Annotated in this window: 16 protein-coding genes; 7 read left to right on the top strand and 9 right to left on the bottom strand. The window is 68.2% G+C overall.

Features of this window, described 5'->3' with window-relative positions; all coding sequences use genetic code 11:
* Positions 1-38: 38 nt before the first annotated feature.
* Positions 39-884 carry an SDR family oxidoreductase gene (locus tag LOZ83_RS02630; RefSeq protein WP_236788396.1) on the bottom strand — a complete coding sequence of 282 codons (846 nt, stop codon included), beginning with the start codon at positions 882-884 and terminating at the stop codon, positions 39-41.
* Positions 885-1002: 118 nt separating this feature from the next.
* On the opposite strand from LOZ83_RS02630, the gene LOZ83_RS02625 reads away from it, so the two are divergent.
* A complete protein-coding gene (locus tag LOZ83_RS02625; RefSeq protein ID WP_236788394.1) occupies positions 1003-1395 on the top strand; it encodes a helix-turn-helix domain-containing protein in 393 nt (130 codons plus the stop codon).
* Between the two features lie 5 nt (positions 1396-1400).
* On the opposite strand, the gene LOZ83_RS02620 is transcribed toward LOZ83_RS02625, so the two are convergent.
* Positions 1401-2564, bottom strand: coding sequence for a steroid 3-ketoacyl-CoA thiolase (locus LOZ83_RS02620; RefSeq protein WP_236788392.1), 1164 nt, complete (start codon positions 2562-2564; stop codon positions 1401-1403).
* Between the two features lie 250 nt (positions 2565-2814).
* Here LOZ83_RS02620 and LOZ83_RS02615 point away from each other — a divergent pair, with 250 nt between their 5' ends.
* Positions 2815-4041, top strand: coding sequence for a cytochrome P450 (locus LOZ83_RS02615; RefSeq protein ID WP_236788390.1), 1227 nt, complete (start codon positions 2815-2817; stop codon positions 4039-4041).
* Positions 4042-4092: 51 nt separating this feature from the next.
* Here the strand turns inward: LOZ83_RS02615 and LOZ83_RS02610 are convergent, their stop codons facing one another.
* From LOZ83_RS02610 to LOZ83_RS02600, 3 genes are read right to left on the bottom strand one after another with little or no spacing between them, the layout of a single operon-like run.
* Entirely contained in the window at positions 4093-5253 is a 1161-nt protein-coding gene (locus tag LOZ83_RS02610) for a thiolase domain-containing protein (RefSeq protein ID WP_236788389.1), read from the bottom strand.
* Positions 5254-6270, bottom strand: a complete 1017-nt coding sequence (locus LOZ83_RS02605) for a thiolase domain-containing protein (RefSeq protein WP_236788386.1) — start codon at positions 6268-6270, stop codon at positions 5254-5256.
* A gap of 11 nt (positions 6271-6281) precedes the next feature.
* The gene (locus tag LOZ83_RS02600; protein ID WP_374202611.1) at positions 6282-7253 is read right to left on the bottom strand and encodes a Zn-ribbon domain-containing OB-fold protein; all 972 of its coding nucleotides are present in this window, start codon (positions 7251-7253) and stop codon (positions 6282-6284) included.
* Between the two features lie 79 nt (positions 7254-7332).
* Here LOZ83_RS02600 and LOZ83_RS02595 point away from each other — a divergent pair, with 79 nt between their 5' ends.
* On the top strand, positions 7333-8901 hold the full coding sequence (locus LOZ83_RS02595; RefSeq protein ID WP_236788384.1) for an acyl-CoA synthetase: 1569 nt from the start codon (positions 7333-7335) through the stop codon (positions 8899-8901).
* A gap of 115 nt (positions 8902-9016) precedes the next feature.
* Here LOZ83_RS02595 and LOZ83_RS02590 read toward each other — a convergent pair whose 3' ends face one another.
* A complete protein-coding gene (locus LOZ83_RS02590; RefSeq protein ID WP_236788383.1) occupies positions 9017-9805 on the bottom strand; it encodes a crotonase/enoyl-CoA hydratase family protein in 789 nt (262 codons plus the stop codon).
* Positions 9806-9858: 53 nt separating this feature from the next.
* Between LOZ83_RS02590 and LOZ83_RS02585 the strand changes: the two genes are divergently transcribed.
* Positions 9859-11454, top strand: a complete 1596-nt coding sequence (locus LOZ83_RS02585; protein ID WP_236788381.1) for an acyl-CoA synthetase — start codon at positions 9859-9861, stop codon at positions 11452-11454.
* An 8-nt stretch (positions 11455-11462) separates the two neighbouring features.
* Entirely contained in the window at positions 11463-12563 is a 1101-nt protein-coding gene (locus tag LOZ83_RS02580; RefSeq protein ID WP_236788379.1) for a nitronate monooxygenase family protein, read from the top strand.
* On the opposite strand, the gene LOZ83_RS02575 is transcribed toward LOZ83_RS02580, so the two are convergent.
* Entirely contained in the window at positions 12524-13672 is a 1149-nt protein-coding gene (locus tag LOZ83_RS02575) for an amino acid permease (protein ID WP_236789411.1), read from the bottom strand. The two genes, LOZ83_RS02580 and LOZ83_RS02575, sit on opposite strands and share 40 nt — an antisense overlap.
* A 116-nt stretch (positions 13673-13788) precedes the next feature.
* Between LOZ83_RS02575 and LOZ83_RS02570 the strand changes: the two genes are divergently transcribed.
* Both LOZ83_RS02570 and LOZ83_RS02565 read left to right on the top strand, forming a co-directional pair.
* Positions 13789-14277 (top strand): hypothetical protein, encoded by a 489-nt coding sequence (locus LOZ83_RS02570; RefSeq protein ID WP_236788377.1) that lies wholly within the window; start codon positions 13789-13791, stop codon positions 14275-14277.
* A 9-nt stretch (positions 14278-14286) separates the two neighbouring features.
* Positions 14287-14724, top strand: a complete 438-nt coding sequence (locus LOZ83_RS02565; protein WP_236788376.1) for an SRPBCC family protein — start codon at positions 14287-14289, stop codon at positions 14722-14724.
* A 3-nt stretch (positions 14725-14727) separates the two neighbouring features.
* Here LOZ83_RS02565 and LOZ83_RS02560 read toward each other — a convergent pair whose 3' ends face one another.
* Positions 14728-15120, bottom strand: coding sequence for a PIN domain-containing protein (locus LOZ83_RS02560; protein WP_236788374.1), 393 nt, complete (start codon positions 15118-15120; stop codon positions 14728-14730).
* Positions 15117-15404, bottom strand: a complete 288-nt coding sequence (locus LOZ83_RS02555) for a type II toxin-antitoxin system Phd/YefM family antitoxin (protein ID WP_236788372.1) — start codon at positions 15402-15404, stop codon at positions 15117-15119. The genes LOZ83_RS02560 and LOZ83_RS02555 overlap by 4 nt, the downstream gene beginning before the upstream one ends.

The following is a 15404-nucleotide window of genomic DNA, read 5'->3' as shown; positions in this document are numbered from 1 at the left end:
AGCACAGCGTGTCGGCGGTGTTACCCACCGCCCACGCGTCAGGCCGACTTGACGACCCGCGCCACGTAGTCCGAGATCGGCGTGGTGGGGCGGCCGATCAGCGCCCGCAGTTCACCGCTGGTCTCGCCGAGCAGTCCGTCCTTGGTGTTCCCGTCGAGCGCGACGGTGAACTGCGCCGCACCCTCCGGCAGGCCGGCCTCGACGAGCGCCGCCTGGTGCTGCTCGGGCGTGAGATCGGCGTAGGTGACGGGCTTTCCGGCCGCCTCGGCGATCGTGGCGGCAAGCTCGGCGCGCGTCCAGGCGGTGTCACCGGACAGCTCGTAAACCTTGTTCTGATGCCCGTCGCCGGTGAGCACGGCGACAGCCGCGTCCGCGAAGTCCGCACGCGAAGCGCTGGACGTCCTGCCTTCGCCAGCACTGCCGATGAACTCACCGGTCTGCGCCGCCTCCCGCACGGTCTCCTCGTAGTTCTCGTGGTACCAACCATTGCGCAGCAACGTGAACGGCAGCCCGGACTCGCGGATGATCTCCTCGGTCGCCTTGTGCTCGGGCGCCAGGATGAGCGCCGTGTCGTGGGCCTTCGGCGCGCTCGTGTACACGATGTGGGCCCCGGCCTTCCGCGCCGCTTCGACGACCGCCTCGTGCTGCGCCACCCGACGGCCGAGCTCTGTCCCAGAGATCAGCAGCACCTTGTCCGCGCCTTCGAGGGCGGCGGTCAGCGTCTCCGGCTCGTTGTAGTCGGCCTGCCGGACGGTGACGCCCAGGTCGGCGGCCTTCGCGGGGTTCCGGACGGCGGCGACGATCTGGTCGGCCGGCAGCTTCGTCTTCAGGCCTTCGACGACGAGACGGCCCAGCTGCCCGGTGGCTCCGGTGACGACGATCATGCGGTTCTCCCTCGGTTGGTTGTACCAGCTCTGAGTTTGTACTAACTCAGAGAAAGTGCCAACCAAGAGTTAGTGCGATCACAGTGCGCGCCGACCTCCACCAGGTACCGTGAGAGGCATGAGCGGTGAGGTGCTTGAGATCGATGAGCTGGTCGCGGACGTGTTCGCCCGCGCCTGCTCGTCACGCGGCATCCTGGAGCACATCACCGGACGCTGGGGCACGCTCGCGCTCGCCGCGCTCGCCGAGGGCCCGTTCCGGTTCAATGCGTTGCGGCGCAAGGTCGACGGCGTGAGCGAGAAGATGCTGGCGCAAACGCTGCAGGCCCTCGAACGCGATGGTTTCGTGCACCGCGAGGCCCAGCCGACGATCCCGCCGCGGGTCGAGTACAGCTTGACGCCCAGCGGCATCGAGGTCGCCGCGAAGCTGCAGGCTCTCATCGAGTTCGTCGAGGGCAAGGTCCCTGAAGTCGCCGAGGCCCGCGCCCGTTACGACGCCGCGAAGGCCCAGTAGCGACCCTAGATCCGTTCCAGGATCGTGCCGGTGGACAGCGCGCCACCCGCGCACATGGTGACCAGCGCCGTGCTCGCGTCGCCGCGTTCGAGCTCGTGCAGCGCGGTCGTGATCAGCCGCGCGCCGGTGCTGCCGACCGGATGCCCGAGCGCGATCGCGCCACCGTTCACGTTCACCCGGTCCGGGTCGGGCTGGTGAACCTGTTGCCAGGAAAGGACAACGGACGCGAACGCCTCATTGACCTCGAACAGGTCGGGGTCGCCGATCGTCATGCCGGCGCGCGCGAGCACCCGTTCGGTTGCCTTGATCGGACCGTCCAGGTGGTAGTACGGCTCGGCGCCGATCAGTGCCTGCGCGCGGATCCGGGCACGCGGCCGCAGGCCGAGTTCACGGGCGCGCGCGGCATCCATGAGCAGCACGGCCGCGGCGCCGTCGGAGATCTGTGACGATGTGCCCGCGGTGTGCACGCCGCCATCGACGACGGGTTTGAGTCGCGCCAGGCCCTCGAGTGTGGTGTCGCGCAGCCCCTGATCCTGGGCCACCAAACGGGTTTCGCCGGTCGGTGTGCCGTTCTCGTCGAGCACGGGCGCCTTGACCGGGACGATCTCGCGGTCGAAACGGCCATCGGCCCAGGCTGCCGCGGCCTTCGTCTGGGACGCGACACCGAACCGGTCGACGTCTTCGCGGGTGAGACCGCGGTTGACCGCGATCCGTTCGGCGGCCCCGTATTGGTTCGGCATGTCGACCGACCACGAATCCGGCCGCGGCTGTCCGACGTCCACACCGCGGTTCGCGCCCAGCGGCACGCGGCTCATCGCCTCGACCCCGCAGGCGATGCCGACGTCGATCGCGTCCGCGGCGATGAGCCCGGCGATCAGGTGGGTGGCCTGCTGCGCGGACCCGCACTGCGCGTCGATCGACGTCGCGCCCGTCCACTGCGGGAGCCCGGCGTGCAGCCACGCCGTGCGCGTCACGTTGCTGGACTGCTCGCCTGCCTGCGTGACGCAGCCGCCGATCACCTGCTCGACGAGCGCCGGATCGACCTCGGCCCGTTCGAGCAGTGCCACCTGCGCGGCGCCCAGCAGTTCGGCCGCGTGCAGACCGGACAGCCAGCCGCGCCGCTTGCCGATCGGGGTCCGCACGGCCTCGACGATGACGGGTTCGCCCACGTGGGTCTCCTTTGTCGGAAATCGGCTCTCGGCTGACTTCAAAGTAGAACAGGTTTCACTGTGAGGCAAGCCACCCGCAGGTCGGCGAGTTTTTGATCACTCGTACCGGAGGAACCTCCGACCAGGGATTTCAAGATCCTAATCGAAAAAGTAAACAGGTATCACCAAGGATCTATCTTTGGTTAACACCGTATGCTTCAATCTTCCCTAGAACGTGTTCCACGACGATGTGGCACCTCGGGAGGTAGCCGTGGTAACACCGATCATCCCTACCGGGTTCGACTTCACCGACCCCGATCTGTACGCCGAACGACTCCCATTGGAGGAGTTCGCGGAGCTGCGGCGGACGGCACCGGTGTGGTGGAATGCCCAGCCGCACAACCTGGCCGGCTTCGGCGATGACGGTTTCTGGGTCGTGACGCGCTTGGAGGACGTCAAGGCCGTCTCACGCGACAGCGAGCTGTTCTCGTCCCACGAGAAGCTGGCGATCATCCGGTTCGACGACACCATGACGCAGGAGAACATGGACGCGAACCGGCTGGTGCTGCTCAACATGGACGCGCCGCAGCACACGAAGCTGCGCCGGATCGTCTCCAAGGGCTTCACCCCGCGCGCGATCAACAAGCTCGAAGACACCTTGCGCGAGCGCGCCGCGCGGATCGTGCACGAGGCCAAGCGGAAGGGCTCCGGCGACTTCGTCCAGGACGTCGCGTGCGAGCTGCCGCTGCAGGCGATCGCCGAGCTGATCGGCATCCCGCAGGAGGACCGCAGCAAGATCTTCCAGTGGTCCAACCAGATGATCGGCTACGACGACCCGGAGTACCAGGTCGAACCGCTCGCCGCGTCGGCCGAGCTGGTCGGCTACGCCTGGAACATGGCCGAGGACCGCCGCCGGTGCCCGATGGACGACATCGTCACCAAGCTCATCCACGCCGATGTCGACGGCGAGGCGCTGGCCTCGGAGGAGTTCGGCTTCTTCGTCATCCTGCTTTCCGTGGCGGGCAACGAAACCACGCGCAACGCGATCACGCACGGGATGAAGGCGTTCCTTGACCACCCGGACCAGTGGGAGCTGTACAAGGAACAGCGGCCCAAGACCGCGCCCGACGAGATCGTCCGCTGGGCGACGCCCGTCGTGGCGTTCCAGCGCACCGCGATGGCCGACACCGAGCTGAGCGGCCAGCGGATCAAGCGCGGCGATCGGGTGGGCCTGTTCTACAGCTCGGCGAACTTCGACCCGGAGGTGTTCGACCAGCCGGAGAAATTCGACGTGTTCCGTGAGGACAACCCACACGTCGGCTTCGGCGGTACCGGTTCGCACTACTGTATCGGTGCCAACCTCGCGCGGCTGGAGATCGACCTGATCTTCAACGCCATCGCCGACGAAATGCCCGGGATCCGCGAGATCGAGCAGCCGAAGCGCCTGCGCTCGGGCTGGCTCAACGGTATCAAGCACTACCAGGTCGCCTATTCCTGAACCGGACGCCGAAAAAGGAGCCCTCCCCGGCTGGGGAGGGCTCCTTTTGTCTTACGGCTTCGAAGAACCGACTACCCACATCGAGAAGTACTGGGAACCGCCGCCGTACGCGTGCCCGAGTGCGATGCGGGCGCCGTCGACCTGGTAGTCGCCAGCGCGGCCCATCACCTGCTTCGCCGCCTCCGAGAACCGCAGCATCCCTGACGCGCCAATGGGATTCGACGACAGGACGCCGCCGGACGCGTTGATCGGCAGCCGTCCGCCCAGTGCCGTCTCACCCGCTTCGGTCAGCTTCCACCCCTCGCCCTCGGGCATGAAACCGAGGTTCTCCAGCCACATCGGCTCGAACCACGAGAACGGCACGTAGATCTCCGCAGTGTCCACTTGCGACAGTGGGTCGGTGATCCCGGCCTCGCGCCAGAGCGCCGCCGCCGCGTCGCGGCCCGCCTGCGGGTTCACCTGGTCGCGGCCTGAGAACGTGGTCGGCTCGGTGCGCATCGCCGTCGCGTGGATCCACCCCGCACCACCGGAAACGGCGTCGCCCGCGGCCTCGTCGCCGATCACCATCGCGCACGCCCCGTCCGAGGACGGACAGGTCTCGTCGTACCGGATCGGGTCCCACAGCATCTGTGACGCCTGCACCGACTCGACCGTGATATCGCTCTGCTTGAGGTGCGCGAACGGGTTCAGCGCGCCGTTGCGCCGGTCCTTCGCCGCCACGATCGCGCCGATGTGGTCCGGCGCCCCGGAACGGCGGATGTACGAGCGCACGTGCGGCGCGAAGTACCCGCCCGCGCCGGCGCCGACCGGCATCTGGAACGGGGGCATGATCGACAGCGCCCACATCGCGTTCGACTCCGACTGCTTCTCGTACGCGACCGTCAGCACCCGGCGGTGCACCCCGGCCTGCACGAGCGATGCCGCGACGAGCGCCGTCGATCCCCCGACGGAACCGGCGGTATGCACGCGCAGCAACGGTTTCCCCGTCGCGCCAAGGGAATCGGCGAGGAACAGCTCCGGCATCATGACGCCCTCGAACAGGTCGGGTGCCTTGCCGACCACCACCGCGTCGATGTCCGGCCACTCGACGCGAGCGTCCTCCATCGCGCGGTCGATCGCCTCGCGCAGCAGGCCGGGCATCGACACGTCGGTCCGCTTGGCCCGGTGGTGGGTCTGCCCGGTGCCGAGCACCGCGGCGAGTTGCTTGCCCATTCAGTCGAGTCCTTCCATGACCGCGACGAGGTTCTGTTGCAGCGCCGGCCCACTCGTCGCGTGGGCGAGCACCCGATTGGCGTGCCCGGCGAAGATCTCCCTCGCGGCCTCGCCGATCCGGGCCAGCCCCGCCGCGAACATCGGGTTCGCGGCCAGCGCGCCGCCCGACGGGTTCACCCGCACCTGGTCGCCGAGTCCGAGCGCCGAGCGCAGGATCAGCTCCTGGTGCGTGAACGGCGCGTGCAGTTCCGCGACCTCGACGCCGTCCGCGCCGGCCGCCCGCGCGGCCGCTTCCGCCGACAGGGCACGGGTGAGGTCGCGGGCGCCGAGGACCGGCGTGTCGACCCGGTGCTCGATCCCCGTGATCAACGCGGGCCGCGCGGCGAACTCCTTGGCCCGCTCGGCGGACGCCAGGATGATCACGGCGGCGCCGTCGGTGATCGGCGCGACATCGTGTGCGCGCAACGGATCCGCGAGATACTGGGCGTCGAGCAGACCCTCGACGTCCACTCCGCGGTTGCGCGCGGCGACCTCCGCGAGGTCCTTTTCGCTCCACAGGCCGGAATCCAGGCCGAGCCGCGCCTGGATCGCGGCGATGCTGACCGAGTCCGGCCACAGCGGGGCGACCAGGTACGGGTCGAGCTGCAGGGCCAGCACGCGGCGCAGCTGCCCGGCCGAGGACTTGCCGAACCCGTAGACCAGCGCGGTGTCGACCTCGCCCATCCGGATCTTCAGCCAGGCCTCGTACAGCGCCCAGGCGGCGTCCATCTCGACATGGGACTCGTGGATCGGCGGGAACGCGCCGGTCGCGTCCACCGCCGAGATGAACGAGAACGCCCGGCCCGCGAGGTAGTCCGACGAGCCGGAGCACCAGAACCCGATGTCCTTTTTGGACAACCCGGTCTGCTCGAAGACCTCGGCGAAGATGGGCACCAGCATCTCCACGCCGTTCGTGGTGCCCTCGGTGCGGCGGACGTTGGGTGCCTGCGCGAACCCGACCACGGCGACATCTGACATCGGAGCACCCCTCACAGGTGGTGGGCGAAGGACTCGTACGGCGCGTCCGGTTCGCCGGTCGGTTCGAAATGGTCGATGTTCTCCAGGCTCGTCCACCAGTCCTCGCGCGGTTTCCACGCGGCGCGCACCCGCATGCCCATCCGGACCTCGGACGCCTCGCAGCCGAGCACCAGGTGCAGGAACGCGATGTCGGCGCCGTCGAGCAGGATGTACGCGGCGACGTACGGCGGTTTGATGCGCTGGCCGAGGAAAGGCACGTTGACGATGCAGAACGTGGTCACGATGCCGGTGTCGGGCAGTTCGATCTCCTCCGCGGTCGGCACGCCGTCCACCGGGCACGCGCCACGCGGCGGGATGTAGACCTTCTCGCACGCCGGGCAGCGCTGGCCGATCAGCTTGCCGTCGGCGAGGCCCTTGAGGTACCGGCTTTCTTCGGGCGACGCCGAGTGCTGGTAGTGCAGGTGCACCGGCGTGATCACGATGCTGACCGGCGCGCCTTCCTCGCGTTTCGCGACGGGCGGTGGCTCGGGCGCGATGCCGTCGGGTGCGCCGACGGGCACGAAGTACGCGATGTCACGGATGTGCCCGACCAGCTCGTCGGCCCACCGGACGCGGACGCGCAGTCCACTGTGGATCTGGCCGGGGGAGCCGGCGTCGACCGCGTGCAGCATCGGCGTGTCCGCACCGTCCAGTTTGATCAGTGCCCACGCGAACGGGCGGGAAAGTGGTTGTCCCTCCAGGGGTTCGCTCATCCACGACCACGAGACGACGGTCCCCTCGTCGGCCACCGGGACGAACTCGGTCAACGGGGCGGCGGTCACTGGGTCATATTCGACGGGCGGGACGTGCACGCGGCCGTCGGCGCCACGCACGCCTTCGATGCGGCGTTCACGCAACCCGTTGACGAAGCGCCCGAGCACCGGCCCGAGCGAACGCGTGTAGTCGAACCCGACCTCGAGCGGAGCTGACAGCACTGTACTCACGATCAGAAGTGAAACACGTTCTCGAAATAGCGGCAAGGCGCACTTGCCCGCAGGTGGAACAGGTTCTAGATTCGAGCCCATGACGACCTCGGCGGACACGCGCATCACGACCGGTCTGTGGAGCATCGCGGCGGTCGAGCCCGGCCGGACCGCGGTGATCGACCCGGACGGCACCGAGATCAGCTACGGCGCGCTCGTGGACAAGGCGAATGCCTACGCGCGGGGGCTGCGGGAGCTGGGGCTGGAGACCGGGGACGCGATCGTGGTCCTGCAGCCGAACAGCCACGAGCTGATCGCCGCCTACTTCGCCGCGATCCAGTCCGGGCTGTACGTGGTGATGGCCAACTGGCACCTGACCGGGCACGAGATCGCCTACATCGTGTCGGACAGCGGGGCCAAAGCGTTCCTGGCACACGAGCGGTTCGCCGAGACCGCCGTGATCGCCTCGGACGAGGCGGGACTGTCTGCGGAGGGCCGGTTCGCGGTCGGGCGGATCGACGGCTTCCGCCCGGTGAGCGACCTCGGCGCTGGTGGCGAGGGCCGCCCGGCGCGGCGCACGAGCGGTTCGCCGATGCTGTACACGTCGGGCACGACCGGCCGGCCGAAGGGTGTCCGCCGTCCGCTGACCGGCACCGATCCGGATGACGTGCCGGGTGCGTCGAGCTGGTTCTTCGGCATCTTCGGGCTGAAACCGTTCGACGATCACGTGCACCTGTGCGGTTCGCCGCTCTACCACACGGCGGTGCTGAACTTCGTGGTCATCTCGATCCAGCTCGGGCACACCGCGGTACTCATGGACCGGTGGGACCCGGAGGAGATGCTGCGCCTGATCGAGCGGTACCGGGTGACGCACAGCCACATGGTGCCGACGCAGTTCCGCCGCCTGCTGGCGCTGCCGGATGACGTGCGCGGTGCCTACGATCTTTCGTCGCTGCGGAACATGATTCACGGTGCGGCGCCTTGTCCGCCTGAGGTGAAGCGCCGGATGCTCGAATGGTGGGGCCCGGTCGTGACGGACTATTACGCCGCGACCGAGGGCGGTGGGACCGTCATCAGTGGTCAAGAATGGCTCCGTAAACCGGGTTCGGTCGGGTTACCGTGGCCGGGTTCGACGGTGAAGATTCTCGATGATGACGGGAACGAGCTGCCGCCGAACCAGCCTGGTGCGGTTTACATGAAAATGGGCACCTCGACCTTCGAGTACCACAAGGACAAGGCGAAAACCGAAAAGGCGCGGCACGGGGATCTGTTCACGCTGGGGGATGTCGGTTACCTTGATGAGGATGGATACTTGTTCTTGCACGACCGTAAGAACGACATGATCATCTCGGGCGGGGTGAACATCTATCCGGCCGAGATCGAAAACGAACTGGTGATGCACCCGAAGGTCGCGGACATCGCGGTTTTCGGCGTGCCACACGAGGACTGGGGCGAGGAGATCAAGGCGGTCGTCCAACCGGCCGATGGCGTGTCGCCTAGTGACGAGTTGACGGCGGAGCTGCTTGAATACGCCCGCGAACGGCTGGCAAAGTTCAAACTCCCCAAGTCGGTTGATTATGTGGATGAACTGCCGCGGGACCCGAACGGGAAGTTGTACAAGCGAAAGCTGCGAGACCCTTACTGGGCGGGCCGGGAACGCTCGATTTGAGGTAGTGGTGGTGCGGCTTTGTCTTGACAACCCACCCCGACCACCCACCCAACGCAAGATCCCCTGGGCCCCCTCATCCTGGAGCCAGCCCGTCCGGCGAGGACATCTTTAAAACCTAAGCACCCTCGAACCGAGGCTTCCGCTTCTCCGCAAAGGCCCGGGGCCCTTCCTTGGCATCAGCCGACTGAAAGACCTTCAACCCGTACTGCGCCTCCAGCTTGAACGCCTCTTCCTCGTGCAACCCCTCGGTGTCCCGGATGGTCCGCAGGATCGCCTGCACCGCGAGGGGACCGTTCTCCGCGATCTGCGAGGCGATCTCCAGCGCCCGGGTAAGCGCCGTCCCATCCGGCACGACATGTCCGATGAGCCCGATCTCCTTCGCCTCGGCGGCCGTGATGTGCCGTCCGGTCAACAGGATCTCGGCGGCAACGGTGTAGGGGATCTGCCGTGGCAACCGCACAGCCGAACCGCCCATCGGGAAAAGGCCCCAGCGGGCCTCGGACACCCCGAACCGGGCGCTCTCCCCGGCGATCCGGATGTCCGTACCCTGCAGGATCTCGGTCCCACCGGCAATCGCGGGGCCTTCGACGGCGGCGATCAGCGGCTTCGTCAGGCGGCGGCCCTTCAACAGGCCTTCGATGCGGCCCGGGTCGAACGTTCCGCGCTCGTACGAGTCGGCGGGGGAGTTGCGGGCCATGGACTTCAGGTCGGCACCCGCGCAGAACGCGCCACCCGCACCGGTGAGCACGCAGGACCGGATCGACCCATCGTTGTCGACCCTGTCCCAGGCCTCCACCATGATCGACATCATCTCGCCGGTGATCGCGTTCTTCGCCTCGGGCCTGTTCATCGTCACCACGAGCGTGTGCCCTCGTTGTTCTATCAGGGCATGCGGCTCAGCCATTCGCACCTCCACGGGCCATTGCCCAAAACAATAACATGTTCTACTTTGGCTTCGTGGCTTACAACATCGCGGATCTGCTCGAGCACGCCGTCGACGCCGTGCCGGATCGCCCCGCGGTCGTGTGCGGCGACCGCCAGGTCACGTACGCGGAACTGGACCGCCGTGCCAACCGGCTCGCCCACCACCTCGCCGCCCAGGGGGTCGGCAAGGGGGATCACGTCGGCGTGTACTCCCGGAACTCGATCGAAATGATCGAGGCGATGTACGCGGCGTACAAGGTGCGCGCCATCGCGATCAACGTCAACTACCGCTACGTGCAGGGTGAGCTCAAGTACTTGTTCACCAACGCGGACCTCGTCGCGCTGGTGCACGAGCGGCGCTACGCCGACAAGGTCGCCGACGTGCTGCCGGATGCGCCGAAACTGAAACACGTTTTAGTCGTCGAAGACGGCAGCGACTCACCATTCGAGGGCACCGAATACGAAACCGCGCTGGCCGGCCAGTCCGATGAGCGCGACTTCGGCGAGCGCAGCTCCGACGACATCTACATGCTTTACACCGGTGGCACCACGGGCTACCCGAAAGGCGTGGTGTGGCGCCACGAGGACGTCTGGCGCGCGCTCGGCGGCGGGATCGACTTCGTCACCGGCGAGTACGTCCCGGACGAGTGGACGCTCGCCGAGAACGGCAAGAACTTCGGCATGGTCCGGTTGCCGGCGGCGCCGCTGATCCACGGCGCCGCGCAGTGGGCCGCGTTCGGCGCCCTGTTCGGCGGCGGCACGGTGGTGTTCGTGCCGCAGTTCGACGCGGACGAGATCTGGCGGCGCGTGGCTGAGCACAAGGTGCATGTGCTCACGATCGTCGGTGACGCGATGGCCCGCCCACTCATCGAGGCCTACTACCGCGGCGGGTACGACGCATCGTCACTCGTGGCGGTGTCGAGCCATGCCGCGCTGTTCTCCCAGTCGGTCAAGCAGCAATACCTGGAAGCCTTCCCGAACGTCGTGCTGACCGATGCGATCGGCTCCACCGAAAGCGGTTTCACCGGCATGGGCATGTTCGCCAAGGACGCCGACCACTCGGCCGGGCCGCGGGTGAACTTCGGCAAGGACGCCGTGCTGATCGACGACGAAAACCGTTTGGTACCCAAGGAACCCGGCGCCACCGGCCGGATAGCGCGGCGCGGGCACGTGCCGATCGGCTACTACAAGGACCCGGCGAAGACGGAGAAGATCTTCGCCGAGATCGACGGCGCCCGCTACGTCATCCCCGGCGACTACGCGCGCTACGAGGAGGACGGCACGGTCACATTGCTGGGTCGCGGCTCGCAGTGCGTCAACACCGGCGGCGAGAAGGTGTTCCCGGAAGAGGTCGAGGGCGCGCTGAAATCGCACCCCGGCGTGTTCGACGCGCTGGTCATCGGCGTGCCGGACGAGCGCCTCGGGCAGCGCGTCGCCGCGATCGTGGAGACCAGGCCCGGTCAGGAACCCGACCTCGCCGGGATCGACGCGCATGTGCGGCTGGAGATCGCGGGCTACAAGGTGCCGCGCACGATCTGGTTCACCGACCGGATCGGCCGGCTGCCCAGCGGTAAACCCGACTACCCGTGGGCCCAGCGCTACGCGGCCGAACACCAGCCCGCCCAGTAGGAGGATTCATGCGCACCGAGCTGTGCGAGAGGCTCGGCATCGAGCACCCGATCATCGGCTTCACACCGTCCGAGCACGTCGCCGCCGCGATCAGCAAGGCGGGCGGGCTCGGCGTGCTGGGGTGCGTCCGGTTCAACGACGCCGCCGAACTCGACGCCGTGCTCGACTGGATGGACGCGAACACTGGCGGCAAACCGTACGGGGTCGACATCGTGATGCCCGCGAAGATCCCCACCGAGGGCACCCAGCTCGACCTCGACAAGCTGATCCCCGAGGAGCACAAGGCTTTCGTGGAGCGCACGCTGCGCGAGCTGGGCGTGCCCGAGCTGCCCGGGGACACCGAGGAACGGGCCGGGGTGCTCGGCTGGCTGCACTCGGTCGCCCGCTCGCACGTCGAGGTCGCACTCAAGCATCCGATCAAGCTGATCGCCAACGCCCTGGGCTCACCGCCGATCGACGTGATCGAGCAGGCGCACGCCCACGGCGTGCCGGTCGCGGCGCTCGCAGGCAAAGCCGAGCACGCCCGGCGACATGTCGACAACGGGGTCGATTTCGTTGTGGCGCAAGGGTATGAGGCGGGCGGGCACACCGGCGAGATCGCGTCCATGGTGCTGCTGCCGGAGATCGCCGACGCGGTCGACGTCCCGGTGCTCGCCGCGGGCGGCATCGGGTCCGGGCGGCAGATGGCCGCCGCGCTCGCGCTCGGCGCGTCCGGGGTGTGGATGGGTTCGCTCTGGCTCGCCACCGAGGAGTACCTGCGGACGATGCCGAGTTCGGAGGCGATGCAGAGCGCGCTGGTCGCGGCAACGTCCTCGGACACCGTCCGCACCCGCATCTACACCGGTAAGCCCGCGCGGCTGCTCAAGACCCGCTGGACGGAAGCCTGGGAGGCGCCCGGAGCGCCGAAACCGCTGCCGATGCCGTTGCAGAACCTGCTCGTCTCGCACGCGCACAACCGGCTGCACGAGGCGAACGATCCCGGTCTCGTGTCGATGCCCGCCGGGCAGATCATCGGGCGCGTCGACCGGATCCGCCCGGTCGCGGAGATCATGGCGGAGCTGCTCGCCGGTTACGAGGAAGCGTTGGAGCGCCTGGAAAAGACGAGGTAGGCGAGCGCGCCCACGGCGAGCACGGCAGCACCGATCACCACCGACCACAGGGGCAGGCTGAACGCGAGCACGACGCAGCCGACCAGCCCCAGGGCCGGCACGACCCCACGTCGCAGGGTCCAGGCGCTGGCGTTGGCGATCGCGTAGTAGGTCAGCACGGCGAACGACGAAAACCCGATCGCGCCGCGCAAATCCGTGAACAGCACCAGGATCGCGACGACGACACCGACCGCGAGCTCGGCCCGGTGCGGCACGCCGAACCGGGGATGCACCGTGGCCAGCGCGCGCGGCAGGTGCCCGTCCCGCGCCATGGCGAACGTCGTGCGCGAAACGCCGAGGACGAGCGCGAGCAGCGAACCGAGCGCCGCGATCGCGGCCCCGGCACGTACGACCGGCGCCAGCCCGGACGGCACGGCCTGCGCGAGCGGGTCCACAAAGGATGCCAGACCGGCCGCGCCCAGCTTGTACAGCAAGGCAAAAGCGACCGCGACATAGACGACGAGGGTGAGGCCGAGCGCGATCGGGATGGCGCGGGGGATCGTGCGCGCCGGGTCGCGGACCTCTTCGCCGAGCGTCGCGACGCGCGCGTACCCGGCGAACGCGAAGAACAGCAGGCCCGCCGACTGCAGCACTCCGCCGAACGAGAAGGAGAACACGGTCTGCCCGGGATCCCGGCCGGACACGAAAATCGCCACCACGGCGGCCGCGAGCACAGCCAGCGTCACCGCGACGATCACCCGCGTGACGATCGCGGACTTCTCCACGCCGCGATAGTTCAACGCGGTCAGTGCCAGCACCACCGCGGCGGCGACATACGGCCGCCAGCCCTCAGGTGCCACGTACGCGGCGACGGTCAGGGCCATCGCCGCGCAGCTCGCGATCTTGCCGACGACGAAGCCCCAGCCGGCGAGGTAGCCCCAGAATTCGCCCAGCCGTTCCCGGCCGTACACATAGGTTCCGCCCGACGACGGGTACTTCGCGGCGAGGCGCGCGGAAGATGTGGCGTTGCAATAGGCCACGAGCGCCGCGATGGCCAGACCGATCAACAGGCCCGAACCCGCAGCCCGGGCCGCGGGTGCGAACGCCACGAAAACCCCGGCACCGATCATCGAGCCCAGCCCGATTACAACGGCGTCTCCGGTGCCCAGGCGGCGTTTCAGCTGGTCTGTCACGCCGACATCTAACCCCATGCAACCCCGTGTGCGGGATGTTCCGTCTTCCGGGCATGAGGTGGAAAGCAACGCTAGCCGGGCTGGGCATCGTCCTCGTCACCGCGACGGCCTGCGGGCAGCGCCCGGAAAGCGTCAGTCCCGGCGCCGGTCCCGCCCTGCCGCCGCCGTCGATGTCCGTGCCGCCGCCCCCGGCCTCGTCGGGGCCGTGGGACGCGCAGACCCCGCCCGCGGGCAGCACGCTCGTGCCGGCCGCGCAGGTCGACAACAGCAAGCTGCCGCAGGACTATCCGCACGAGGTGTACGTCAGCGCGGACGGCAAGGCGCTCTACTTCCGTGCCGAGGAGGGCGGTTGCGGCCGGGCCAGTGCGGACGTGCAGCAACAGGACACTCAACAGATCGTGATCAACCTGCGGGAAACCCAATCCCACATGCAGGGACGGATGTGCACGATGGACATCCGGTACCCGCTGATTTCCGTGCCGTTGAGCGAACCTCTCGGTAACCGCAAGATCCTCTTGTTGACCCTCAAGGAAAATCGCTAACCTCCTGGCATGCCGAACCGTCGCCAGGTCTCGGGCACGCGCTTCGTCGCGGCCCCGCCGGAGGACATCTTCGCTCTGCTCACGGACCCGTCGCAGCACCCGGTGCTCGACGGGTCCGGCACTGTCCAGGCAGCCCGCTCCGGCGGGCCGGACCGGCTCGAACTCGGCACGAGATTCGGCATGGACATGAAGCTGGGCGCGCCCTACAAGATCCTCAACACCGTCGTGGAGTACGAGGAGAACCGGCTGATCGCCTGGCGGCATTTCAACGGCCACCGCTGGCGGTGGGAACTGACCCCGGTCGACGGCGGCACGGAGGTCACCGAGACGTTCGACTGGTCCACCGCGCGCGTCCCGGTCGCGATCAGCCTGAGCTTCTTCCCGCGGCGGAACAAGGAAGGCATCGAGCGCACTCTCGACCGCCTGGCGGGGATGTTCCCGGGCTAGCGCCTACTCGGCGCCGGGCATGGCGACCGGCAGGCCCGCTTTCCGTGCGGTCTCGGCCATCCGGCCGTCGTAGGTCACGAGTGCGGTCAGCTCCGAGCCGAGCTGCTCGGCGCTGGCGACGTGAAGGGCGTCGAGCGAGCGCAGCGCGCCCGGCACGCGGATCGCCGCGTCCCGGACCGCGTCGGTGACCTTGAGTTCGTTGTGGTCCCGCAGCAGCGTGGCCATGAGGTTGGGGAAGCTGCCGATCTGATCGCAGGTGCGGACGGTCTCCACGAAACCGATGGTGTTCGTGTAGGTCTTCACCGTCGCGTGAGCGTCCAGAAAACGCCGCAGATCTTGTGCGTGCTGCCGCTCGACGACAACTGTCACCAGCGCGGAGGCGTCGAGATAGATCACCGCTCGTGCTCGCGCATCTCGAACAGGATCGCGAGCGGGTCCACATCGTCCGGCACCTCGATGTGGGTGAACTTGTCCCAGTCCCCGGCCGTCAGCCCTCGTTCGGCAGGCCGGATCGCGCCCTGTGCCACCAGCTCGTCGTGGCGGCTCTGCGCGCGCGGCGGCGGGCTGACGACGGCGACCACGTGGCCGTGCCGGGTCACCTCGATGGTCTCGCCCTTCTCGGCGCGGGTGAGGATCGCGCTCGGGTTGTAGGCCAGTTCACGAACGGATACAGACGTCAT

Source organism: Amycolatopsis sp. GM8, assembly GCF_021653975.1.
Lineage (GTDB): Bacteria > Actinomycetota > Actinomycetes > Mycobacteriales > Pseudonocardiaceae > Amycolatopsis_E.
The sequence above is the reverse complement of the archived record's forward strand: the minus strand, read 5'-3'. Positions and strand labels throughout refer to the sequence as shown.